This window comes from uncultured Salegentibacter sp. (assembly GCF_963972535.1).
Classification (GTDB): domain Bacteria; phylum Bacteroidota; class Bacteroidia; order Flavobacteriales; family Flavobacteriaceae; genus Salegentibacter.
Genome location: NZ_CAXAVR010000008.1, coordinates 11577 through 36406 on the forward strand (window position 1 = coordinate 11577; position 24830 = coordinate 36406).

The window sequence follows — 24830 nt, forward strand, 5'->3', positions numbered from 1 at the left end:
GTGTTCTTATTGAACTTCGTTGTTATAGGTCACTGTACCGTAAGCACCTACGTTTACTTTAGGCACATCGGCATTATAAGTAGTATTAATTGCATCAATTATACGGTTAGAAACTATTGCGTTTCCTCGAGGTGTAAGGTGGATACCATCAAGTGAGAAAGCACCTCCAGTTACAAAATCTGAAGTTACAAATCCGCCATCAAAAGAGATCCCATCTGTTGCTAATTTATTTAGCATTGCATTAGCATCTACAAACGCAAGACCATTAGCCTCTGCCAAACCAGAAATAACCTGATTATATCTAGTTGTAGCATCTCTAATTAATTCTTGCTCTGCATTTGTCAAAACGTGCTCATCTCCTAAAGGAACCGAAACCCCGTTTATCATATTTGGATTATCACCCACGGGAGTTCCAAGAATTCCAGAGCTGGTTAAAGGAATAAGATCTGTAGGTGTAGCCTGTCTTAACTGACTTAACAATCCTGCAGTTTGAGGATCAAGATTAAATGGCGCTCCCTGAATAGCCTGGCCAATATTGGTTAGCGACTCATCTTGTAGCGTTACATAATTTTGACCTTCAGCAAAATTAATTTGTCGGCTTTGCGCTTCTTCAGCGGTAATAAAACCAGCCTGAACCAAACCAGGAAGAACCTGTGTATTGTAAGCTGAAAATTGCTGATTTAAGGCTGCGGCGGTTTGAGCATCTAGAGGTATAGCATTAACAGGTACTCTTGTAAAAAAGGGAACCGAAGCTACATCTGGAATATTAATAAGAACTCCACCACTTGCATTTGCGGCTAAAGCCTGTACCATTTCACTATATACACTGGCAAAAACGTTTGGATCTGTAATATCATTATCTGCGTATGTAGAAGGCTGCAAATTATTTAATTGATATACTCCTGTTCCCCCAGTTCTTGCATAACCAAGAACATCATTATTTCCTATCCATAAAGAAAAGAAAGTTGGGTCCTGAGCAAGAGCATCTTCCATTACAGAAGCATTAGGCGCAGATGCGAAGCGAGCAAAATAAGGGTTTGCAGTTCCTACTGCTATTCCCTGGACATTTCCGTATCCCGCAGCACCTAAATGATAAGATTTAGCGCCGGGTACTCCCATATTACTAAACGGTCCCTGTTGAACATTTCCCACTTCAGTAGTTGGTTGCATTCCTGTATATACTCGTGGAAGGGTATCGCCATTTACCACAGATAGCACCAATCTATTATTTGTTATTTGATTACCTCCAGCTAAAAGTCCGCCGGCATTATCACTCATAAAAGGAATAGTAAAATCCTCGATATCCTGGGTTTTTTCAAATTGCTGCGCAAGGATGTTTGGATAAGAATTTTCCTGCCCGGTGATATAAAGGGCGTTATCTGCATATCCAGCGGTTAGTGAATTACCAAGGGCTACGTAGCGGGAAAAATCTGCTTCCCCGTTACTGTACGCACCGGCTTCGTCTACCGGGTTATCAAATTCTGGCTCGCAGGAAACAATTCCCAGCGCCAATATTGCTATATATTTAAAATACTGTTTCATCTTCTAAATTTTATAATTTGTAGGTTACACCAAGTCCCGGAATAAAGGCTGAAGTTTTATAAGTTCCTTCAAAAGGAACAGTCTCTCCATTCTCAGTATAATAATTGTAAGCTTCGTCTACTTCTTCATACCTGTTGTAAAGGAAAGCGGCATCTATAGAGAATCTGTTACTTACATGTAAAGAAAGTCCGCCAGTAAATCCGTGGGCATCATTTCTTGGAGTTTCAGGAGCAAAGTATCCTGATTGTACCGGAGATTCATCAAAATAATATCCAACTCTCAATGTAACAGTTTCATTTGCAAGATACTGTAATCCAAACCTGTAAGTAGATGAATTCTTATAATTTCTAGGGTTATTTGAATCTGGAGTTGCATTAGCGAAGTCTATATCTAAAGATTCGTATACATCCCAATAGGTCATATTATAATCGAATGCAAAAAGCCATTTATCCAGAAGCTCATAAGAAAGTCCTACCGAAAGCTCTGCAGGCATAGGCAATGCAGCATCAAATTGTGTATCCTGAAACGGAGTTAAAGGAGAATTTGGAACGTTTTGAAAAGTAGCGTCCCCGCCTTCTGCTTCAACCATAATTTCACTTCGGTAATTTATACCAAAACGTAAATCCTCGGTTGCGTTATACATTGCACTGGCAGACCACCCAAAAGCGCTAACCCCACTGGCATCCACGGTTACATTAGATCGGTTTCCATCAAGATCAGTTAGCGTACGGTTAAGGTTACGGTTAAAGTTTACCGATCCATTTACATAGATTGGCCCACCACCAACACTTAATTTATCTGAAATTTTCACAGAAGCCAGAGCCTGGATATAAATTGCCTGGAGATCTATATTGTTTACCAAATGAGACCCGGCCCAATCTGTTGGCCACTCTACACTACTACCATAGGGAGTATAAGCTGCCAATCCTAAAGTTAACCAATCGTTCACACGGTAAGAACCATAGACATAAAATGGCGTTCCTACAGCACTATCGGTTTCAGAGCTAATTCCAAATTCTGAATTTTGATATTTCACATTGGAAAAAACAGCACTGGCACCGGCTGCTACATTTATCTTGTTTTCAAGATACACAAGGCCTGCGGGGTTAAAAAATGCAAGCTCAGCATTGTTGACTACCGCAACACCGGTGTGGCCCATAGCTAGCGATCTTTGTCCCTGGAGACTCACTCTATACCCACCTGCATAAGTTACCGCAGCCATTAGACCAAAAAGGCCCAGGAAAAGTAATTTTCTCATAATTGATTTGGATTTTATTCTATACTAATAATTTACTATCTCCAAATTTAGAATAAATTACATATTACTCAACAAAAAACGATAATTTATTATGCACACATAATAAATTTAGAAGGATTTTAAAGAAAATCGACCACAGCTTTGTAGAAATCGTTCATTTTCTCAGCGTGAACCCAGTGCCCTGCATTGCGAATTTCTTCAAATTTAACTTCAGGAAATTGTTTTTGAATAGCAGCTTTGTCTTCTTCTTTGATATAATTTGAATTAGCGCCTTTTATAAAAAGCGTAGAACCCTTAAAAATTTTATCTTGCGGAAGAGACTTACCAACTTCTTCAATATTCTCTTTTAAAGTTTCCAGGTTTACCTTTAGACAGTATGTGCCCCCAGATTTTCGGTTTAGATTCTTTAAAAGGAAAAGCCTGATTGGTTTTTCTGAAATAAATTCTGAAAGTAGTTTATCGGCTTCCTGCCGGGAGTCTAAATCTGCTTCTTCCAGAGCTGTTAATCCCTTTAGAATTTGCTGATGATGCGGTTTATAATATTTAGGCGCAATATCTACCACAATAAGTTTTTCTACCAAATCAGGATATTCGGCTGCGGCAAGCATTGCAGTTTTACCTCCCATAGAATGCCCCATTAAAATAATATTTGATAAAGAATGTTGCTCGCAATAATCTTTCACATCTTCAGCCATTAACTCGTAGCTATGCTCATTGGTATGCGGACTTTTCCCATGGTTACGTTGATCTATAAGATGCACCTGGAAATCCCTTTCTTCAGCAAGTTTATTACCAATGGTTTTCCAGTTATCACTCATTCCTAAAAAGCCATGGAGTATTAATAAGGCTTGTCCCTCTCCCAGTATTATAGAATTTAATTTCATTGCAGTTGTTTTTTATGGAATTGTATTATTTCAGCAATTCCAGATATTTCTCAATGGTTTTTTCCAGTCCAATATATAAAGCTTCAGCAATTAGCGCGTGGCCAATAGAAACCTCATCCAAATACGGCACATTTTCTTTAAAATATTTTATATTTTCTAAAGAAAGATCGTGCCCGGCATTTATTCCCAAACCTAATTGATGCGCCAGAGTTGCACATTTTTTATAAGGTTCTACCCCCGTTTTATCACCTTTCGCATATTTTACTGCAAAAGCCTCGGTATATAATTCTATTCTATCTGTACCTGTTTCCACAGCTCCTTCTATCATTTTTTTATCGGGATCAACAAATATAGAAGTACGAATACCGTTATTTTTAAATTCCTGGATTACTTCCTGAAGAAATTCTTTGTTTTTAATAGTATTCCAGCCGGCATTAGAGGTAATTGCATCTTCGGCATCTGGCACTAAGGTAACCTGGGCCGGTTTTGCCTCCAGCACCAAATTAATAAATTTTGCAACGGGATTTCCTTCAATATTAAATTCGGTTTTTACAATTGGAGAAAGATCCCGTACGTCCTGGTAAGTAATATGCCGCTCATCTGGTCTTGGGTGCACGGTAATACCCTGCCCACCAAAAGATTCTATATTTTTAGCGGCTTCTACCACGTTAGGAATATCGCCGCCGCGAGCATTTCTTAAAGTCGCAATTTTATTGATATTTACACTTAATTTAGTCATTTTATAGGCTTTTGTTTAACAAAAATACAAACTTGTAAATGCCCTAATGAATTTTATTTTAATTAATTTGCATAAAAAGGAAGCGACATCATGAACATGCAAGATATTATAATTAACGATGTCTCTATAAGGCATTTTTCTGATAAAATTGGGGAAGTCCAGGACTTGTTCAACCAGTTAACCTATTCGCATTTACCGGTAGAAAATAACGGTATTTATATGGGTTGTATTTCAGAAAACGATATTCGTTGTTTTGAAGCCGAAAAATCGCTGGAAGATTATCAATATGCCCTGGAAGGTTTCTTTGTAAGAAATACAGATTTTTGGCTGGATATTCTAGAACGCTTTGCCCAAAACAACACCAATATTCTTCCGGTTTTAGATGAAGAAAACAACTATTTAGGCTATGTAGAACTCAACGAAATTATTGCATTATTTAACGAAACGCCTTTTTTAAGCGAAGCGGGAAATATTATTGTGATCCAAAAAGGTATAAAAGATTATTCCTTTAGCGAGATCACCCAAATTACCGAATCTAATAATGCCAATATTCTGGGGATCTTTATTTCAAAAATTGAAAATGATGTTGCCCAAATCACGGTTAAATTAAGCCCTTCGGGTATAAATGAAATTATTCAGTCTTTCCGCCGCTATGGTTATAAAATAATTTCTGAACACCGGGAAGACAATTTCAACAAAAATCTTAGAGACCGCTCTAAGTATTTAGATAAATATATGAATATATGAAAGTAGGCATCTACGGTCAGTTTTACCATACCAATGCCGGGATCTATATAGGGCAGCTTCTGGAATTGCTGAAGCGCGAAAATATTAAAGTAGTAATTGAAGAAAATTTCCTGGATCTAATTCATTTAAATAAAACTATAAATGAAAATTACTCACACTTCAACACATTTGAAGAGTTAGATAATAGTTTCGATTTGTTTTTTTGTATTGGTGGAGATGGTACTATTTTAAAATCTATAAATTATATTAGGAATTTAGATATTCCAATTGTAGGAATTAACACAGGAAGATTGGGCTTTTTGGCAACTATTCAAAAAGAGGAAATCAAAGAATGTTTACAGAGTATTCTTGAAAAGAAATTTAGTATTTCCCGTAGAACTGTTTTAAATATTAAAACAAATCCCACCAGCCACGACCCGGTTTTTAGAAATATAGCCCTTAACGAAGTTGCAGTTAGCCGAAAAAACACCACTTCTATGATTACCGTAGATACGTGGCTAAATGATCAATATTTAAATTCTTATTGGGCCGATGGATTAATTGTCTCTACACCCACAGGCTCTACCGGTTACTCCCTTAGTTGTGGCGGCCCGGTTATAACCCCAGATGCAGGCTCTCTTATAATTACCCCCATTGCGCCACATAATTTAAACGCGCGTCCTTTAGTAATTAAAGACGATACTAAAATAACACTTCGGGTATCGGGACGGGAAGAATCTCATTTAGTTTCTATGGATTCCCGTATCGCAACCCTGGAAAATGATACTGAAATTATTATAGAAAAAGCACCCTACGCAATAAATCTTGTTGAACTTAAAGGCGATAGTTTTCTTCACACCCTAAGAAAAAAGTTAATGTGGGGTGAGGATAAACGTAATTAAGCAATAAATGATTTTAAAAACTGTTTAAGAATATATACAAAATTGCTCAAATTATTGTGGAGCAAACATAATTGTTATATTTGCAAACTTTTGAAAGCCTATGAGGTACCTATTAGTTGTAGTAATCATGCTTGTTTTTGCTCCAAAAACAAATTCTCAAACATTTGAAGTAGGACCATATATTGGTGGCGCCAATTATATTGGAGATGTAGGGCGAACCAATTTTGTTCTACCCAGCGGACTGGTTGGAGGCGCATTGCTTAAATGGAATCGCAGCCCACGTCATGCTTTTAGATTTTCGCTTTTATATGCAGAAATAAATGCCGACGATGCAAATTCTAATGACCCCCGAAGATTAAACAGAGGCTACTCTTTTAACAATACAATTGCAGAAGCTTCGTTAGGATTAGAGTATAATTTCTGGAGTTTTGATTTGCACGAAGGCCATCCCCAAAGCACCCCATATTTGTATACTGGGATAACTTATTTTAGAGCAGATCATTTACTACTTGACGCCGATTTTCCTAACGGTGAATTGGAAAACCAGGGCGCAAACTGGGATTTTGCTATTCCGGTAGTTTTTGGTTATAAAGAAAGTATTACATCGCATATTGTAGGAGCCCTGGAAGTAGGTGTTCGTTATACTTTTACCGACAACCTGGATGGAAGCTGGCCTGAAGAAATTTTTGGGAACAGAATGCCAAAAAGGGAATTCGGAAATAGAAATACCAACGATTGGTATGTTTTTACGGGCGTGAATTTCACCTTCTCGTGGGGTAGGGAACCTTGCTACAGTAGATTTTAATATGGATTATAAAAAAAACATAGATCTTAAGAAACTACCTAAACACATTGCCATTATTATGGATGGTAATGGGCGTTGGGCAAGAAAAAAAGGCTTTCTTAGGGCTGCAGGGCACGAAGAAGGCACTACTGCAGTGAGAGATGTTGTAGAAGCTTCAGCTGAAATTGGTATAGAATACCTCACCCTATATGCTTTTTCTACCGAAAACTGGAAACGCCCTAAATTAGAAGTAGACACTTTAATGCGTCTATTGGTCTCTTCCTTAAGAAAAGAAATTAAAACACTTCAGGATAATAATATTAGGTTAAACGCTATAGGAAATCTAAATACCCTGCCTAAAAAGGTATTTAGAGAACTTCACGAAGTTATAGAGAAAACTAAAACCAACGATCGTATGGTGCTTAACCTTGCACTAAGTTACGGTTCACGGGAAGAGCTAAGTTCTGCAATACGTGAAATTAGCCTGAAAGTTAAAAATAATGAAATAAGCGCCGATGCTATTGATGAATCGGTTATAAATCAGCATCTTTACACCCGAAATTTTCCGGAGGTGGATTTACTAATCAGAACCAGCGGAGAACAACGTATAAGCAACTTTTTATTATGGCAAATTGCTTATGCCGAATTATATTTTACAAAAATCTTATGGCCAGATTTTAGAAAAGAAAATCTTTTTGAAGCCATTTACAATTATCAAAATAGAGAAAGACGATTTGGAAAAACCAGTGAGCAACTCAGTTAGCGCATTCATGACGAAGAAAGTATTTACCCTTCTTGCAATAGCATGCAGTTTAATATTCAGCATTTCTTCACAAGCTCAGGGCTTACCATTAGCAGATGGCAAAAAGTATATAATTGGAGATATAAAAGTTACGGGTACCGTTAGTTTTAACGAGCAAACCGTAATTGCTTATACCGGTCTAAAAAAAGGGGAAGAAATCTATATTCCCGGAGATAAAATTAGTAGCGTGATCAATAAACTATGGGATATTGATCAATTTAGTGATATTAACTTTTATATCACCAATGTAAGTGACGGCAATGTAGCCGATCTTGAAATTGAGATCCAGGAAGTTCCAAAACTTAATAAAGTTCAGGTTACCGGACTTAAAAAACGGGAGCAGGAAGAAATAATTAAGGAAAACAAACTAAGAACAGGCGCAAAAGTTTCTGAAAACCTTATAACCACCACCAAAAATTATATTGAAAGTAAATATAGAAAAGAAGGTTATTTTAATGCTAAGGCAAAAATAAGCACCAGCGAAGTTACCGATACTACGGCAAATACCAACCTGGTAAATATGCTTATAGATATAGACCAGGGTGATCGTGTAAAAATTGCCGAAATAAACTTTTCTGGCAACGAAAAATTTTCTAACTGGAAGCTTAAAAGAGCCATGAAAAACACCAAACAAAAGAATTTTTTCCGCTTTTGGAAAAGATCAAAATTTGTTAGGGCAGATTACCAGGAAGACAAAGAAAATATTATAGATAAATATAAGGAAAGTGGTTATAGAGACGCCAGGATTGTTACAGATTCTCTTGTTGAAGTTGACGACGAAACCATAGCCCTAAACCTTAAGGTTGAAGAAGGAGATCAATATTATATTGGTAATATAGATTATTTAGGAAATTCGGTTTATACCGATGCGCAATTACAACGAGCTTTAGGAATTAATAAAGGCGATGTTTATAACGGGGTGCTTTTAGATGAGCGAATTGCCGATGAAACCAAACCAGACGGGGAAGATCTTTCTAACCTGTATAAAAACAACGGTTATTTATTTTCTACCATCAATCTTGTAGAAACCAATGTTTACAACGATACCATAGATTTTGAAATACGAATAATTGAAGGAAAAGAAGCATACTTCAATAATATTAGTGTAACCGGAAACGACAAAACAAAAGATCACGTTATTTATCGTGAATTAAGAACAAAACCAGGCCAAAAATATAGCCAGGAAGATGTTGTTAATACTGTTAGGGAACTTGGACAACTTGGATTCTTTGATGCAGAGCAATTAGAACCAAAATTTGTTGATCCAGATCCGCAGGCCGGTACATTAGACCTTGAATATTCTGTTGTAGAAGCAGGCGCCAGCCAAATAGAACTACAAGGTGGTTACGGTGGCGGTGGCTTTATTGGTACTTTGGGGCTATCTTTCAACAACTTCTCTTTATCTGGAATTTTTGATAAAGAAGCCTATAAGCCGGTACCTATGGGAGATGGGCAAACACTTTCTTTAAGAGCACAGGCCAGTACCTTTTATCAAACGTATAGCCTGTCTTTTCAGGAGCCATGGCTTGGAGGTAAAAAGCCGGTAAGTTTACAAACCTCTTTCTCTTATACAAGACAGTTTTTATTCGATTATATAAACAGAGAAGCAGATAGAAGCAGAAGTTTTGATATCCTGGGAATAAACGTAGGTTTAGCAAAACGTTTAACCGTACCAGACCCTTATATGACGGTATCTCACTCTGTAGGTTTTCAACGTTATAACCTAAATAATTATAATACCGGTTTATTTACGTTTGGTGATGGGCACTCTAACAACTTCACCTATACTTTTGGTCTTACAAGAGATAACACCTACGTAAACCCAATTTTCCCAATGGGAGGTTCTAAATTTAAACTTACAGCAAAATTCACACCTCCTTATTCTCTATGGAACGGTGTAGATTATGCTAATTTAGATGAACAAAGAGAGTTTCAGCTGGAAGATGATAATGGAAATCTTATAGACCAGCAAGGGAACAGGGTGACTCCAGAAAATGCTGTGGGGGACCAACGTAAAATAGATCAGAAGAAATTTAACTGGTTAGAATTCTATAAAGTTAAGTTTAGTGGTGAGTGGTTTACTCAAATCTACGACAAACTTGTACTAAGAACTAACGCCGAATATGGTTTCCTTGGAGCTTATAATAGCGATCGTGGTGTTCCACCTTTTGAAAGATTCTTTCTTGGGGGAGATGGTCTCGGCGCATTTAGTTTAGATGGTAGAGAAACCGTACAGTTAAGAGGTTATCCAAATCAATCTGTAGTTCCTTTAGATCGTCCTGCCGGAGTGAATGATGATGGTGCTACCATTTACAACAAATATTCTTTAGAGCTTAGATATCCTATTACCTTAAAGCCAACAGCATCTATTTATGCACTTACCTTCCTGGAAGCAGGTGCATCTTACGATAATTTTAGAGACTTTAATCCTTTCCAGGTGAATAGATCTGCCGGTGCAGGTTTAAGAATCTTTATGCCAGCCTTTGGTTTACTTGGTATTGACTTTGGTTACGGTTTTGACCCTATTGGAGGTCAACCCGGGCCTAACGGTTGGGAAACGCATTTCATTATCGGACAGCAATTTTAATTTGGCACGATATTTTCTATATTCGATTTAAGTATGCTTAAAAGAACATTTTTATTCACACTTTTTATTTTTATTGGATTAGGGGCAAGCGCTCAAAAGCCAATAAATATAGGCTTTGTGGATATGGAATACATCCTTGAAAATGTTCCAGAATATCAGCAAGCTTCATCTCAATTAGACGAGCGAGTAAAAGAATGGCGAAACGAAATTGAGCAAAAGCGAAACGAAATTAGTGAAATGAAAACCAGGCTGCAAAATGAACGGGCGTTACTCACTCCCCAACTAATTGAAGAACGGGAAGAAGAGATCGCCTACCAGCAAGAACAGGCTACAATTTATGAGCAGAAACGTTTTGGCCCGAAAGGTGATTATATGATTCAGAAAAGGCAATTAATAAAGCCAATCCAGGATCAGGTTTTTAACGCCCTTCAGGAAATAGGTGAAAACAGAGATTTCGATTTTATATTTGACCGTAATGCTGAATCGGGTATGTTATTTGCAAAAAAACGTTTTGATTTAAGCGACCAGGTTCTAAGAAGTATTAACAGAGCTTCTAACCGTAAACAAATTGAAACAAAACAGGAAGAACGAGAACTTGAGAGAGCTGAAGCGCGTACAGCAGAGGAAGATGAAGAATTAAGCCAACGCGAACAAGCTATTGAAGATCGTAAAAGCGAGCGTGAAGCCCTAATAGAAGAACGCAGAAAAGAACAGGACTCTATTAAAGAAGCCAGGCAAAAAGCTTTTGAAGAACGCCGGGAAAGAATTTTAAAGGAAAGACAGCAAAAAAGAGATTCTATAGACGCGGCACGAAATAGAAAAGACACCATAAACTAAATAATTTTAAACCTTAATACTTAAACAATTAATATCAATTAAAATGAAACAATTCAGAACACTTTTTATAGCCCTTGCATTAACCATAGGAGCTACTGCATTTACAAACGCACAAAGCAAAGTTGCTCATATCGCAACCCAGGAGCTTGTAGAAACTATGCCTGCTTATAAAGATGCAATGTCTCAACTTGAGAAGTTAGAGAAAACTTACGATGCAGAGATTAAAGACATGCTTACTGAAGCTCAAAACACGATGCAACGTTACCAATCTGAAGCTGAAACAGTAACAGAAGAAGAAAATGCAAAAAGAGCAAGCGAACTTCAGGCAACTGAAAGAAGAATCCAGGAACACAGCCAGAGAGCTCGTCAGGAACTTCAAAAGAAAGAAAACGATCTAATTAGACCGGTAATTGAAAAAGCTCGTGAAGCTATCCAAAAAGTAGCAAGAGAACAAGGATTTGATTATGTACTTGATTCTACTACAGGAACAGGAGTAATTCTTGCCGATGGTAAAGATCTTATGACAGATGTAAAAGCTGAATTGGGAATGTAATATTCACCCAATACATAAATAAAGATTAAAAACTGCGCCCTTTTCAGGCGCAGTTTTTATTTTTGTATCAATGAGCAATTTGCAACCCATAGGTATTTTTGATTCTGGTGTAGGGGGAACTTCCATTTGGAGAGAAATTCACGAGCTACTTCCCTACGAAAAAACCATCTACCTCGCCGATAGTAAAAACGCTCCATACGGCGAAAAACCTATTGAAGATATTAAAAATTTAAGTCGAAAAAATACTGAAAAATTGCTGGATATGGGCGCCAAAATTATTGTGGTTGCCTGCAACACCGCTACTACAAACGCCATTAAAGACATTAGAAATGAATATGCAATTCCTTTTATAGGCATTGAACCCGCTATTAAACCTGCTGCTCTAAATACCAAAACCAAAACTATAGGAATTTTGGCTACCCGCGGAACCTTAACCAGCACACTTTTCTCAAAAACATCAGATTTTTATACCAGAAATATTAATGTGGTTGAAGTAGAAGGTCGCGGCCTGGTAGAACTTATTGAAGCAGGAGATTTAGATTCTCCCCAAATGAGGAGCCATTTACTCAGACTCCTGGAGCCGTTTTTAGTAAATAAAATAGATTACCTGGTGTTGGGTTGTAGTCACTATCCCTACCTTATTCCTATTTTAAAAGAACTATTACCAAAAGATGTTATAATTATAGATTCTGGAGAAGCAGTGGCCAGGCAAACAAAATCTATTCTTAACGAAAATAATTTATTAATAACAGAAGCACCTTCTCAAAAACCTATACCGGAATTTTTCAGCAATACCAATCCTAAAGTTCTGGAGAATTTAACTGAAGCTGAAAAAAATGGCTATAAAGTCTCTTACCTGGACTTTTAATTAATTGCCGGGCATTTACAATCCCAACGCCCTCTACTCTTTCCAAAATCGTAGCCTATGGTAATTTGATGAAAACCATTATTACTTAAAACAACCGAGTTAAACTGGTAGCTAAAGGTATAGCCAAACATAAAATTTTTGTAATCTAAACCTACAAAAGGAGTAATATACCGTAGCTGCTGACTTTCAATTTCGTTACCATCAGTAGTATATTCGGCACCTTCAAAACTGTTTCTATAGGAAACCCCACCCCATAGTTGCCCGAAATCAACTTCCCGATACACTTTCATATTTAAATCAATATTCATCTCGTTTGTAGCTTCTCTTAGTTGATATAAAATAGAAGGCTCATAACTCCAATCGTTATTACTATCAAAAACATAACCGGTAGAGAATAAATATTTTCGCTGATTGCTGGGCACAGCATCAGAATAGAATAATTCGCGTCTTACAGATATTAAATTTTTTGCAGCCAGGTGTGCATAAAAATCTAAATAATAATAAGAGACTCCAATATCCATATTTCCGAAGATATCAGAAACATTACTCCCGCTTACAATAGGATCAAACTCGGTAAATCCACTTTGATCTAATCTATGCTGAACAATCCCGGCACTTATTCCAAAAGAAAGTTGATTGAGGTCTAACTCACTTCTGGAAAAAAGTAAATGGTAAGCCACCGTTCCATAAGCACCAATTTTAGAGAAATTCCCATTTTGGTCATTAAAAACAATTCCTCCTACGCCAAGTTTATCTCCTACTCTACCATTAACCGCAAGAGTTTGTAAGCTGGGCGCATTATCTACGTCAAACCATTGCTGCCTGGCCGTAAGTCTAATTTGATTTCTATTAGCAGCACCGGCCATAGAAGGATGAAGAAGAAAAAGATTATCGGTCAGGTAATCTGAATATATAGGAATTACTTCCTGGGATCTCACCGAAGAACCAGTTAAGAAAACAAATATAATTAAGAATAGAAATTTAAAGCCTGAACTAATTTGATTAGCTCTTAAAAAAACATTATAATCTCCAGTAAATAAAGTTCTAATCCCCATAAGAAAAGTAAAGATATAGATTAACTAAGTTTTCTTTAGTACTTTTGCAAAAAAATTAATATGAGCACTTTCACCATAAATATACAAGCCACCAACAAACCGGGTATCATTAAATTTGAAACTAACAAATTTCTAACCCGGCACGAGAATTACGAGTTTAAAAATATTGACGAAGCATCCAAATCTCCTATAGCCCAGCAGTTATTTTATTTACCATTTGTAAAAACGGTTTATATCGCACAAAATTTTATCGCGATAGAAAAATATGATATAGTTGAATGGGATGATGTACAGGAAGAAGTTGCCGCGCAAATAGAAGAATTTTTAAATAAAGGCGGCGTAGTGATAAAAGAAGATTCTAAAGAAGCTAAGAATGTTCCTGTAACTGTGTATGCTGAAAGTACTCCAAACCCGGGCGTAATGAAGTTTGTAGCCAACAAAAAACTGGTTTTAAAAACTGCCGAGTTTAAAAATATTGATGAAGCTAAAGATGCGCCACTTGCGCAACAACTTTTTCATTTTCCATTTGTAAAAGCAGTATTTATAGATTCTAATTACGTTTCTATCCATAAGTATGATGTTGCACAATGGGAGGAAATCACCCTGGAGTTAAGAGAATTCATTACTAATTACCTACAGGATGGGAAAGAAGTTCTAAAAGCCGAAGCCTCGGTACCTCAACAAACTGAAGCAGCTAGCCATCCCGCAAATCCAGAGGTAAGCCAGGAAATTAAAGATCTTGACGATACTTCTAAACAAGTTATCGCAATTCTTGATGAATACATTAAACCTGCGGTTGCCAGCGATGGTGGAAACATCCTTTTTGATTCTTATAATGCCGATAATAAAACCGTAAAAGTAATTCTCCAGGGAGCTTGTAGTGGTTGTCCTTCTTCTACAATGACGCTTAAAAGCGGAATTGAAACAATGCTAAGGGATATGCTACGCGGAAAAGTAGATTATGTAGAAGCGGTAAACGGATAATTCTTTAAACGCTAAAGCGTAGACTTCGCTTCCACATAAAATTCTCTGAATAACTGAATTAGATTAAGGGTAGACGAAATAAGGTCTTTAGACTCCAGTAAAAGCCCAAAATAAAGTTTTGTGTTTTTAGGACTGCTTTCTGAAGTCCTTATTCGTGTGATCTGTTTCTCTATCATTTCTGAAACCATATCGAGCAATTGTTGCTTTTCAGCAAGAATATTGTCTAAACGCTCAAAGTCATGTTCATCAAAGGTGTATTTTATCTCTCCAAATAACTCCTGAAGTTTTCTATCAATCTTTTTCAAATCCCTAATCTGATTAAATTTCAGGTTTTTGTGATTGTTATTTACGTGTTCAAAAGAGTTTCTGGTAATGTATCGGGTAGAGTTTACCATTTCCTGCAAATAATCCAACAAATGAATATAAAACCGGCTTGCTTCCACCGAATCTTCGTCTAGCGATTTTATAAAGTAATAGATATTTCCTTTTAAATCATCTACTTCGCTTTCAAGCTCTCCAACTTTCTTATTATTCTTCTTTAGTTTTCCTAAATCGTGATACCCCAGGTTATCTACGGTTTTGGTATAGCGCTTACTAATTCCAGAAATTACCTGTGAGATATTTACAGAGCTTTCGGCAGTAATTTCGTTAATAGTAATTATATCGGTTCGTTTATACCTTTTCTGGCGCTTATCGGCTTTAGCTTTTTTAGCGTGAGAGAGTGTATTCTTAACGATAAAAAAAGCGGTTATTGAAACCAATATGGCTATAGCAATTAAACCTCCATAATAAATTATTGCGGCAAAAAATGCTGCCCCTAGAAAAGCCACCAGAGCCGTAACAAACCAGCCTCCAATTACATTTAAAACTCCCGCCACCCTGTAAACGGCACTTTCCTGGTTCCAGGCCCTATCTGCCAAAGAAGTACCCATGGCGACCATAAAAGTAACGTAAGTGGTAGAAAGCGGAAGTTGCCAATTAGTTCCCATGGAAATTAGAATACTGGCTACCACCAAATTCACCGAAGCCCTCACCAAATCGAATGCGGGCGGTGCTATTTCCCTGGGCTGATTTTTAGTCTTTGGAGTTTCAAACTGGTTATTTATTTGCTTTCTAACTTTCTGCGGAAGTACATCTGAAACCGCAGCACCAAACATTATAGAATACCTAACAATGGTTCGGGATAAATAATTAGCTCCAAACGGTTCTGCCCCCTCATTTTGCCTGGAAAGCTTTACACCGGTATCTACCACGGCCCTGGCTTTTCCAGAAAACCACAAGGTAAGTACCATAACTCCGCCGGCAAAAATGAGAATTATTTCTGGTGTGGGAACGCTACCGGCGAGATCACTCATTAATAATTGAGAGGCCGAAACTCCAGAAACGCTCCATATTTCGTAAGATTGCCAGGCTGCTATTGGTACCCCAATAAAATTCACCAAATCGTTTCCGGCGAAGGCCAGGGCCAGTGCGAAGGTACCAACCACTACAATTATTTTAAGAATATTTACCCTAAAAAAACTAATAAGAATTTTAGAGAGCATAGTAAAACCAAGCAGACTAAAGATAATAATCTGTATGCGATTCTCATTTACATCGTCTACAAAGTGATCTGAAACAAAAGCCATACTGTTAAGGCCTTTTATGAGGATAAAATAAAAGATCGCGGCAAGAGAAACCCCTCCAAAAATAACCCCGGTAAACTTCAGCCTTTTTTCATATTTAAAAGAAAATACCAAACGAGAAAAATACTGCACCACCGCACCCGTAATAAAAGCAATAACTATGGCAATAAGAATTCCGAAAATAACTTCAGAAGCTTTTTCAACGTTTATGAAGTTTACCAGGTGCGAAATATCGTTAGTAGTGTTAAAAATCTTGATTAAGGCGACACTTACGGCTGCTCCTAATAATTCAAACATAATGGAAACCGTAGTAGATGTTGGCAAACCCATAGAATTGAAGAAATCCAACAGCAAAACATCGGTAATCATAACGGCCATAAATATGACCATGATCTCTTCAAAATAGAATTCCTGCGGAAGAAAAATTCCTTTTCGTGCTACCTCCATTAATCCACTGGAAAATATAGCGCCCACCGCCACACCAAGACTCGCTATAATAAGGATAGACCTAAGGGACACCGCTTTGGAACCAATGGCAGAATTCAGGAAATTAATAGCATCGTTACTAACCCCAACCACCAAATCGGTGATGGCCAGAATAAATAGAATTCCCAGAATTATTAAATAAACATCCTGCATGCGAATAACTTCCTTTTAACCTGCAAAAATCAGTGATTTTTTCCTTATATCGCTTTTATGAAGGTTATTAAAACTTTAATTAATAATGTAAAGCTTAAATCATTCCGCATAAATTTTAAAAGAAGGAGACCGGTAATTTACTGGTAATAACCCCTATTTTTTAGTTTCAATTTAGTTTTCGAAGAAATTAAAGCTATCTTTAGTTAATTGAATACTAACATTTTAAAACCAATCTATTATGTCTATTGTAAAAGTTATTGAGATCCTGGCAAATTCTACCGAAAGCTGGGAAGATGCCACAAAAAAAGCAGTGAAGCACGCCGCGAAAACTGTGAAAAATATAAAATCAGTTTATGTTAAAGAGCAAAGCGCACTTGTGAATGGAGAAAACATTACCGAATTTAGGGTTAATGTAAAAATCTCTTTTGAAGTCAATTAATTTTAGCTCAAGAAATTAACAAGGCTCTCTGGGATTCCAGGGAGCTTTTTCATTTTAAAAAATAACCATGACCACACCAAAATTCACCAATAGCCTAATAAATGAGACCAGTCCTTACCTTTTACAACACGCACATAATCCCGTAAACTGGAAGGCCTGGAATTCCCAAACTTTAAAAAAAGCGCGAGAAGAAGATAAATTATTGCTTATTAGCGTAGGCTATTCTGCCTGCCATTGGTGCCACGTGATGGAGCACGAAAGTTTTGAAGATGAAAGTGTAGCCGAAATTATGAACCAGCATTTTATAAACATAAAAGTAGATCGCGAAGAACGTCCAGATATAGACCAGGTTTATATGAATGCGGTACAGGTAATGACCGGTGCCGGCGGTTGGCCTATGAATATTGTTGCCTTACCTGATGGCAGGCCGGTTTGGGGTGGCACGTATTTTAGAAAAGAGCAATGGAAAGACGCTTTAAAACAACTTTCGGGACTTTACCAAACCAAGCCGGAGGAAATGAAAGCTTATGCCTCCAGGCTTGATGAAGGCCTTCAGCAATTACAGCTCATAAAAATTCCTGAAGAAGAAACGTCATTCTCTAAAAATTATCTGGCTAAAATTCTTGAAAAATGGCAAAATGGCTTCGATAAAAAAAATGGTGGTTCCCGCGGGGCACCAAAATTTATGCTTCCGGTAAACCAGGAATTTTTACTGCGAAGTGGCCTACAGCTAAAGAATAAAGAACTCCTTGAACATTCACTGCACAGCCTTAATAAAATCTCTTACGGAGGCGTTTTTGACCATATAGGCGGCGGGTTTTCGCGTTACTCGGTAGACGAGCGATGGCACGTACCACATTTTGAAAAAATGCTTTATGATAATGCCCAACTGGTAAGTTTATATAGCAAAGCTTATTCATTTACTAAAGATAATTGGTATAAAGAAGTAGTTTTTAAAACCCTAAATTTTATAGAAGAAGAACTTACCGATACTACAGGCGCTTTTTACTCGGCTTTAGATGCCGATAGTGAGGATGATAATGGAAATAAAACCGAAGGCGCTTATTACGTTTGGAAAAAAGAGAACTTACAGGAACTTTTAAAAGAAGATTATTCCATTTTTGAAGCCTATTATAATATAAATTCTTCCGGAAAATGGGAGGAGAATAATTATGTTCTTATCAGGTCTAAAAGTGATGAAACCATAGCTGAAGAATTTGATCTCAGTTTATCTGAATTGGAATCTAAAAAAGAAATTTGGACTAAAACTTTAAAAAAAGAACGTGACAAACGAACAAAACCGGGATTAGACGATAAAAGCTTAACCTCCTGGAATGCTTTGATGCTTAAGGGTTACGTAGATGCCTATAAGGCGTTTGGCCAATCAGATTTCTTAGAAAAAGCTCTTAAAAATGCTGAATTTCTTCAGGAATACCAGTTTAAAAAAGACTTTAGATTATGGCATAATTACAAAAACGGAAAAAGTACAATAAATGCTTACCTGGAAGATTACGTTTTTTGTACCGATGCTTTTCTAAATTTATATGAAGCCACTTTTGATGAGAAATGGCTGGAAATTTCGCAGAAATTAGTTGAGGTTTGTTTTGAAGATTTTCAGGATAAAAAAACTGGTTTGTTTTATTTCACCTCGGCCAAAGATGAAGCGCTAATCACCAGAAATTATGAATTAAACGATAATGTAATGCCCGCCTCTAATTCTGTGATGGCCACAAATCTATTTAAACTATCTAAAATAACCGGAAACCGTGATTATAATAATTTAGCCGAAAAAATGCTAAAAACAGTTCAACCTCAAATTGAGACCCAGCCACAATCTTATGCCAACTGGCTGAATTTAATGCTTAATTTCACGGAAACCTATTATGAAGTAGGCATTACAGGAAAAAATGCATTAGAAATAAGAAAAAAACTTCAGCAGGAATATTTACCGCATACTGTTTTTGCCGGTAGTACCGGTGAATCTGAAGTAGCACTTTTAAAATCGAGGTTTAAAGCAAATAAAGATTTAATCTATATCTGCACCGACGGAAAATGTGATCTTCCTTTAAATTCCGTAGAAGAATCTGTTAAAAAAATTAAACATTTTTAACAAAAATTAAACATAAAAGGTTCTGCCAAATAAAATATTTATAGTCAATTTGTTGACTGAAAAATTAATGATATTATGGATAAATTAAACGATTGGGGCGCCATCGCAAGAGAATACGCAGAAAAATTTATCGATTACCTACCAACCTTATTGGGAGCACTTGCGCTTCTAATTATTGGTCTTTGGGTAATTGGCATAATAGTTAAATATGTAGATAAATTATTCCAAAGAAAAGATTACGATGAAACTTTAGAAGTTTTTACGCTTAATGCTCTTAAATGGGGTTTACGCATCCTGCTTTTTGTTCTTTTTATAACTCAATTGGGAGTAGAAAGCGCTTCTTTGGTTGCCGCAATTGGTGCCGCCGGTTTAGCTATAGGTCTTGCAATGCAGGGCTCACTTTCTAACCTGGCCGGAGGTGTACTTCTTATTATATTAAAACCTTTTAAAGTAGGAGATTGGATAGAAGTTCAGGGGGTTTCAGGGACTGTGGTTGAAATTTCTTTATTCTACACTAAATTAGACACCTTTGGAAATCAGCGTGCAGTAATTCCAAATGGCGAGTTAAGTAACGATAATATTATTAACTATAGCTTTAATGGTACAAGAAGGGAAAACCTAACTTTTGGTATTTCTTACGATGATGATTTGAAGAAAGCAAAACAAGTGCTTAGAAATCTTGTGGAAGAACAGGAAGATGTACTTAAAGATCCTGCCCCACAAATTATTGTGACTGAACTTGGAGACAATTCAGTAAACTTTGGAGTAAGATATTTTGCCGAAAACAGTAAATTCTGGGATCTTCACTGGTATATGATTGAAGAAGGAAAAATAAGACTGGAAGAAGCCGGAATGACTATTCCTTATCCTCAGCGAGATGTTTATTTATACGACCAAACTAAAATGAATGGTACGATAGAAAAGAAATTAAACAAAAACAACTCAAATACTGCAGATTAACCGGCAATAAAATCTTTTAAGTAATAAGGCTCAAAATAAGCGACATCTTCGGTGTCGCTTATTTTGTATTTAGCTTCAGCCAAACTGCACATTTCCCGTGCAGAGGGTAATTTATTTGATATAAATTCAGCGTTTGAATGTTTGCAAATTGCTTCAAACTTTTCTACGCCATTTCCTATAAAAACTGTTTTCTCCTTTTCAAGAAATTCCAAAAAGGAACTTTCATCTAAAACCTCAGCTTTAGTTTCTCTAATATTCTTCAAATTTTGATCAAAGACTGCTGAATAAACTTCCATTCTACGCGCATCTAACATCGGAATTATATAACCTTTCTCCAGTTTTACCTGCGCTGCTAAAGAAGCGAGCGTAGCGATAGAAATTAATGGAATATCTAATGAAAAGCACAATCCTTTAGCAGTAGAAACACCAATTCTTAGACCGGTATAAGAACCAGGCCCTTTACTTACCGCAATTGCATCAAGATCTGTTACGGCAAAATTATTTTCTTTTAGAATTTCATCTATAAAAACGTGCAACTTCTCGGCGTGCGAATAATTGTTACTCTTATCTTCTTTAAGCGCAAGCTGAACACCATCTTTTGAAAGTGCGACAGAGCAGTTTGTAGTAGCGGTTTCTAAGCAAAGTATTAATGCCAAATCTTCAAATTTTACTTATTTTTATTTATTAGTCACCTCAACATCATCACCTTCTTTCAGGCTTTTTGTCACGGTGTTGTAAGGGCCGGTTATTACCGTTTCCCCTTCTTCCAGGCCTTCGGTAATTTCAATATTACTATCGTCCTGGATTCCTGTGGTAACTTTTCTAAGTTCGGCTTTTTCTCCTTCTTTTAGAAAAACGGCCTCATATTTTTGATCTTGATTTTTACCTGCCGTGGTATCATTTTTAATCACAATAGCACTAATCGGCACTCCAATTATATTGTCTTTTCTATTGGTAATTATATCTACAGTAGCTGTCATCCCAGGTCTAAATGGAGAATAATTCTCATCTTTTCCCGCTAAAAGCTCTTTGTAAGATTCTTCTATAATACGAACTTTCACTTTAAAATTGGTTACCTGATCTGTAGTAAGAGCAGCATCAGCCGAGTTAGAAATTTCAGTAACAATTCCGCTGAATTCTTTTCCTAAATAGGCATCAACTTCAACAATTGTAGAATCTCCTACCTGTACTTTTACAATATCATTCTCGTTTACATCTACTTCAACTTCCATATTGGTTAGATTGGCCACCCTAAGAATTTCGGTACCGGCCATTTGCTGGGTTCCAACAACCCTTTCACCCAGTTCGGCATCAAGTTTTGAAATGGTTCCGCTCATAGGCGCGTAAATATTGGTACGTCCAAGGTTATCTGTAGCTTCTTTTACCGTAGCCGCTGTACTTTGCATATTGTAATAAGCCGATTCTTTATTGGCTTGTGCTACTTCATATTCTGAAACGATCCTGTCCCATTCTGCTTTAGAAATCACCCCCTTTTCAAACAAGCTTTTGTTTCGGTTATAGTTAGCTTCAGCTTGCTTTAAACTAGCCTGGGCCTGCGAATAATTTGCTCTTGAAGTTTCTAATCCTGCCTGGGCTCTATTTACGTTAGACTGGTAAATATCTGGATTTACTCTAACCAATAGCTCACCTTTTTCTACCGCCTGACCTTCAACCACGGGAAGCTCTATTATTTCTCCTGAAACTTCTGAAGAAAGTTTTACTTCAATTTCCGGTTGAATTTTTCCGGTAGCCGAAACTGTTTCTATAATATCTATAGGTTCAATTTTGGTTATTTCTACTTCTTTAAAATTGCCAGATTTACCAAACCAACCGGCTTTTTTCCCTACTATAAGTAAGACAATAAGCGCGAGAGCAATTCCGATAATTATAAAAAGAGTCTTTTTCTTCATGGTTTAAAATTTAAGATCGGTCACCGGTACTCCAAAATATAATTCAAGTACTTTTAGTTTAAAAATGTAATCGTATTTAGTTCTTAGCACTTCACTTTGTGCATTTTCATATCTCAATTTTGCCTGGCTAAATTCAAAAGCATTAGAAATTCCCACATCAAAACGTTGTGTAGAATATTCAAAAGCCTGCTCTTGCGCGTTTGCTGCAACCAGGGCCGCTTCGTAAGCTTCAAAAGCTCCTTCGGCATCTACATAAGCCTGATAAACATTCGCTTCAAGATCTAATTCTGCCTGCTCCAATTCATATTCCGCACGCCTGGCATTTACCTGGCTTCTTCTTACCTGGTTCCTGGTGGCAAATCCGCTAAAAATTGGTACACTAACCTGCACCCCGTAAGTCATACCATCATTGCGTTGTAATTGTTCAAAAAATGGCAGCGGGCTTCCAATAGTAGTAAGCGTATTTGGTGCCACCACAATGTCACCGGTTTCTTCTACCACACCAATCTCGCGGGTAGGATCGTTAGGATCTATTTCTGCACCCACTATTCTTCCCTGTCCAGATTCCCTGGTATTATAGTTAAAGAAAGCTCCTACACTTGGGTAGTAAGCTCCTTTGGCAATCTCTACGTCTTTTTGAGCAAGTTCACGGTTTGCTTCAGCAATTTTAATTTCAGAACGTTCTTCTTTGGCTTGTTCAACAATATCCTCTACCGGATTATCTAGAATTTCGGTTCCAAAAATATTATAATCTCTTTCTACGATATCAAAATTCTCATAATCTTTGATAAGCAGGGTTTGAGCTAAACTTATAAGAGAAATTCTAATATTGTTTTGGGCCACAATTATTCGCTGTCTTTCATCGGCATTGGTAGCTTCAATTTCCAAAAGATCTCCCTGCGGTAAAGAACCGGCTTCTACGAGTTCCCTGGTTCTTTCCATTTGTTCCTGGGTAACTTCATTTTGCATTCTAAGAATTTCCAGATTTTGCTTGTTAAAAAGTACCTGTAAATAAGAATCTGCTACAAACAATGTAATATCATCTTTCATCCTGTCTAGCGCATACTGGCTGGCAAGTTCAGATATCTTTGCACGTTGCAATTGTTTAAAGTTTCTTAGCCCATCAAAAAGGTTTAAACTTGCAGTTACTCCTGCTGAAAAGTTTCTGGTGGTTTGCGTTTGTAAAACTCCAGTAGTTACATTTTGGGTAAGACCCGTATTCCAGGAATTAGTTGCAGATGCATTTATATTAGGCAGAAAATTACCAATTGCGTCTCTTCTACCAAGCTCTGCCAACTCCACATCGAGTTCGCTTTGTTTTACTGAAATATTATTTTCCAGGGCGTAATTAACACACTCCTGTAGTGTCCACTTTTTGCCTTCCTGTGCTTTTATCACTAAAGCAGAAAATAAAAATATGATTAGTAAGCTGTATTTTTTCATAATAGGAATTGTAGTTGATGAGTCTATGAAATTCTAAACTTGTTACATTTTGAATTAAAAATCTAATTACCGGCAAACTCCGGACTAGGTTTTACAATGTTCCAAACCTTAATTTTATCGTCTTTAGAAATGCCATTTATTACCTGAACCTGAATACCATCACTTATTCCTAATTCCAAATCCCGTCTTTCAAATTCCTGGTCTCCGGTTTGTACTTCTACAAAAGGCTTCTGGCTGTCTGGATCAAATTGAACAAGTGCTTCTTTAATAGCTAAAACCTCGTCTGCCCGGTCTAAAATAATAGAGGCATTTGCACTTAAGCCGGCACGAATAAAGGTGGTATCGGCTTTATCTAAAGTTCCTTTTATTTCAAACTGAATGGCTCCGTTTTCGTCTACACCTTTTGGTGCTATATAATCTAAAATGGCATTAAAAGTTTTATTTTCTATGGCACCCACAGTTACTTCAAGCGGTAAATCTTCTTTAATTTTCCCCACTTCACTTTCATCAACTTTTCCTTCAAAAATCATTTCGTTAACATCGGCAAGCGTGGCTAAGGTAGTACCATCGTTAAAGTTGTTACTTTCAATAACCTGGTTTCCTACTTTAACCGGAACATCCAGCACCATTCCATCTACAGTAGATCTTATAAGCGTGTTGGCTGCACTACCAATACCACTTGTGGTTCCGGTTTGAACAATTTCAAAATTCTGCTCGGCAGAGCGGAAGTTTTGTTGCATTCTTTTAAAATTAGCTTCAGCATTATCAAAATCGTTTTGAGAAATCACTCCTTTTTCAAACAAAGATTTCTGTCTTTCAAAGGTTTTCTTTTCATTTTCTAAATTTATCCTCGCTGTAGCTACGGCATCTTTCGCACTTTGTAATGAATTTACATTGGGGATCACCCTAATTTTAGCAATAAGGTCACCCGCCTTCACTTTCTCCCCGGCCTCAATATATATTTCATCTATAATTCCTGAAATATTCGGTTTTATGAGCACTTCTTCTTTCGGAACAATATTTCCCGTTGCCACCGTTTTCTTTACGATGGTTTCTATTGAAGCCTGTTCGGTTTCATAAACCGTAGGATCTTCCTGATTTTTTTGAAACAAATAGTATAACGCCCCTACAAAAACCACGGCGATCAATACTAAAATTGAGATGGTAACTGTTTTTTTCATTT

General features: G+C 37.0%; 22 protein-coding genes. 12 read left to right on the forward strand and 10 right to left on the reverse strand.

All coding sequences use genetic code 11. The features are described 5' to 3' along the window. Positions 1–6 precede the first annotated feature (6 nt). The 4 genes from AACZ30_RS02180 to AACZ30_RS02195 all read right to left on the reverse strand — a co-directional run bounded on the left by AACZ30_RS02180 (position 7) and on the right by AACZ30_RS02195 (position 4423). Positions 7–1542, reverse strand: a complete 1536-nt coding sequence (locus AACZ30_RS02180; RefSeq protein WP_339647497.1) for a G-D-S-L family lipolytic protein — start codon at positions 1540–1542, stop codon at positions 7–9. Between the two features lie 10 nt (positions 1543–1552). Next, positions 1553–2800 carry an outer membrane protein transport protein gene (locus tag AACZ30_RS02185; RefSeq protein WP_339647499.1) on the reverse strand — a complete coding sequence of 416 codons (1248 nt, stop codon included), beginning with the start codon at positions 2798–2800 and terminating at the stop codon, positions 1553–1555. 119 nt (positions 2801–2919) lie between these two features. Continuing rightward, a complete protein-coding gene (locus AACZ30_RS02190) occupies positions 2920–3684 on the reverse strand; it encodes an alpha/beta fold hydrolase (RefSeq protein WP_339647501.1) in 765 nt (254 codons plus the stop codon). Between the two features lie 25 nt (positions 3685–3709). Continuing rightward, positions 3710–4423, reverse strand: coding sequence for a pyridoxine 5'-phosphate synthase (locus AACZ30_RS02195; RefSeq protein ID WP_339647503.1), 714 nt, complete (start codon positions 4421–4423; stop codon positions 3710–3712). A 90-nt stretch (positions 4424–4513) separates the two neighbouring features. On the opposite strand from AACZ30_RS02195, the gene AACZ30_RS02200 reads away from it, so the two are divergent. The 8 genes from AACZ30_RS02200 to murI all read left to right on the forward strand — a co-directional run bounded on the left by AACZ30_RS02200 (position 4514) and on the right by murI (position 12482). Continuing rightward, positions 4514–5170, forward strand: coding sequence for a CBS domain-containing protein (locus AACZ30_RS02200; protein ID WP_339647505.1), 657 nt, complete (start codon positions 4514–4516; stop codon positions 5168–5170). After that, positions 5167–6051, forward strand: coding sequence for an NAD kinase (locus AACZ30_RS02205; protein WP_075325684.1), 885 nt, complete (start codon positions 5167–5169; stop codon positions 6049–6051). The genes AACZ30_RS02200 and AACZ30_RS02205 overlap by 4 nt, the downstream gene beginning before the upstream one ends. 100 nt (positions 6052–6151) lie before the next feature. After that, a complete protein-coding gene (locus tag AACZ30_RS02210) occupies positions 6152–6856 on the forward strand; it encodes a DUF6089 family protein (protein WP_339647508.1) in 705 nt (234 codons plus the stop codon). A 1-nt stretch (position 6857) separates the two neighbouring features. Next, positions 6858–7598: an isoprenyl transferase gene (locus tag AACZ30_RS02215; protein ID WP_075325682.1), complete on the forward strand. Its 741-nt coding sequence runs from the start codon at positions 6858–6860 to the stop codon at positions 7596–7598. A 7-nt stretch (positions 7599–7605) separates the two neighbouring features. After that, positions 7606–10224, forward strand: a complete 2619-nt coding sequence (gene bamA / locus AACZ30_RS02220) for an outer membrane protein assembly factor BamA (RefSeq protein ID WP_339647511.1) — start codon at positions 7606–7608, stop codon at positions 10222–10224. Positions 10225–10257: 33 nt separating this feature from the next. After that, the gene (locus AACZ30_RS02225) at positions 10258–11061 is read left to right on the forward strand and encodes an OmpH family outer membrane protein (protein ID WP_339647513.1); all 804 of its coding nucleotides are present in this window, start codon (positions 10258–10260) and stop codon (positions 11059–11061) included. Between the two features lie 43 nt (positions 11062–11104). After that, positions 11105–11614, forward strand: coding sequence for an OmpH family outer membrane protein (locus tag AACZ30_RS02230; protein WP_075325679.1), 510 nt, complete (start codon positions 11105–11107; stop codon positions 11612–11614). A 70-nt stretch (positions 11615–11684) separates the two neighbouring features. Beyond that, the gene (murI, locus tag AACZ30_RS02235) at positions 11685–12482 is read left to right on the forward strand and encodes a glutamate racemase (RefSeq protein ID WP_339647516.1); all 798 of its coding nucleotides are present in this window, start codon (positions 11685–11687) and stop codon (positions 12480–12482) included. On the opposite strand, the gene AACZ30_RS02240 is transcribed toward murI, so the two are convergent. Continuing rightward, positions 12479–13450: a type IX secretion system membrane protein PorP/SprF gene (locus AACZ30_RS02240; protein ID WP_339647552.1), complete on the reverse strand. Its 972-nt coding sequence runs from the start codon at positions 13448–13450 to the stop codon at positions 12479–12481. The genes murI and AACZ30_RS02240 overlap by 4 nt on opposite strands. 147 nt (positions 13451–13597) lie before the next feature. Between AACZ30_RS02240 and AACZ30_RS02245 the strand changes: the two genes are divergently transcribed. Then, positions 13598–14521 (forward strand): NifU family protein, encoded by a 924-nt coding sequence (locus tag AACZ30_RS02245; protein ID WP_339647518.1) that lies wholly within the window; start codon positions 13598–13600, stop codon positions 14519–14521. 11 nt (positions 14522–14532) lie between these two features. Here AACZ30_RS02245 and AACZ30_RS02250 read toward each other — a convergent pair whose 3' ends face one another. After that, a complete protein-coding gene (locus AACZ30_RS02250) occupies positions 14533–16785 on the reverse strand; it encodes an inorganic phosphate transporter (RefSeq protein WP_339647520.1) in 2253 nt (750 codons plus the stop codon). Positions 16786–17023: 238 nt separating this feature from the next. Here AACZ30_RS02250 and AACZ30_RS02255 point away from each other — a divergent pair, with 238 nt between their 5' ends. The 3 genes from AACZ30_RS02255 (at position 17024) to AACZ30_RS02265 (ending at position 20294) form a co-directional block, all read left to right on the forward strand. Beyond that, a complete protein-coding gene (locus AACZ30_RS02255) occupies positions 17024–17224 on the forward strand; it encodes a dodecin family protein (RefSeq protein WP_075325675.1) in 201 nt (66 codons plus the stop codon). 67 nt (positions 17225–17291) lie between these two features. Continuing rightward, on the forward strand, positions 17292–19334 hold the full coding sequence (locus tag AACZ30_RS02260) for a thioredoxin domain-containing protein (RefSeq protein WP_339647523.1): 2043 nt from the start codon (positions 17292–17294) through the stop codon (positions 19332–19334). Between the two features lie 75 nt (positions 19335–19409). Next, complete coding sequence (locus tag AACZ30_RS02265; RefSeq protein WP_339647525.1) at positions 19410–20294, forward strand: mechanosensitive ion channel family protein; 885 nt, start codon at positions 19410–19412, stop codon at positions 20292–20294. Here the strand turns inward: AACZ30_RS02265 and tsaB are convergent. The 4 genes from tsaB to AACZ30_RS02285 all read right to left on the reverse strand — a co-directional run bounded on the left by tsaB (position 20291) and on the right by AACZ30_RS02285 (position 24828). Beyond that, positions 20291–20950: a tRNA (adenosine(37)-N6)-threonylcarbamoyltransferase complex dimerization subunit type 1 TsaB gene (gene tsaB, locus AACZ30_RS02270; protein ID WP_339647527.1), complete on the reverse strand. Its 660-nt coding sequence runs from the start codon at positions 20948–20950 to the stop codon at positions 20291–20293. The two genes, AACZ30_RS02265 and tsaB, sit on opposite strands and share 4 nt — an antisense overlap. A gap of 21 nt (positions 20951–20971) precedes the next feature. After that, the gene (locus AACZ30_RS02275; protein WP_339647529.1) at positions 20972–22204 is read right to left on the reverse strand and encodes an efflux RND transporter periplasmic adaptor subunit; all 1233 of its coding nucleotides are present in this window, start codon (positions 22202–22204) and stop codon (positions 20972–20974) included. A 3-nt stretch (positions 22205–22207) separates the two neighbouring features. Further along, a complete protein-coding gene (locus AACZ30_RS02280; RefSeq protein WP_339647531.1) occupies positions 22208–23647 on the reverse strand; it encodes a TolC family protein in 1440 nt (479 codons plus the stop codon). 62 nt (positions 23648–23709) lie between these two features. Then, positions 23710–24828, reverse strand: a complete 1119-nt coding sequence (locus tag AACZ30_RS02285) for an efflux RND transporter periplasmic adaptor subunit (protein ID WP_208224184.1) — start codon at positions 24826–24828, stop codon at positions 23710–23712. Between the last annotated feature and the right edge of the window lie 2 nt (positions 24829–24830).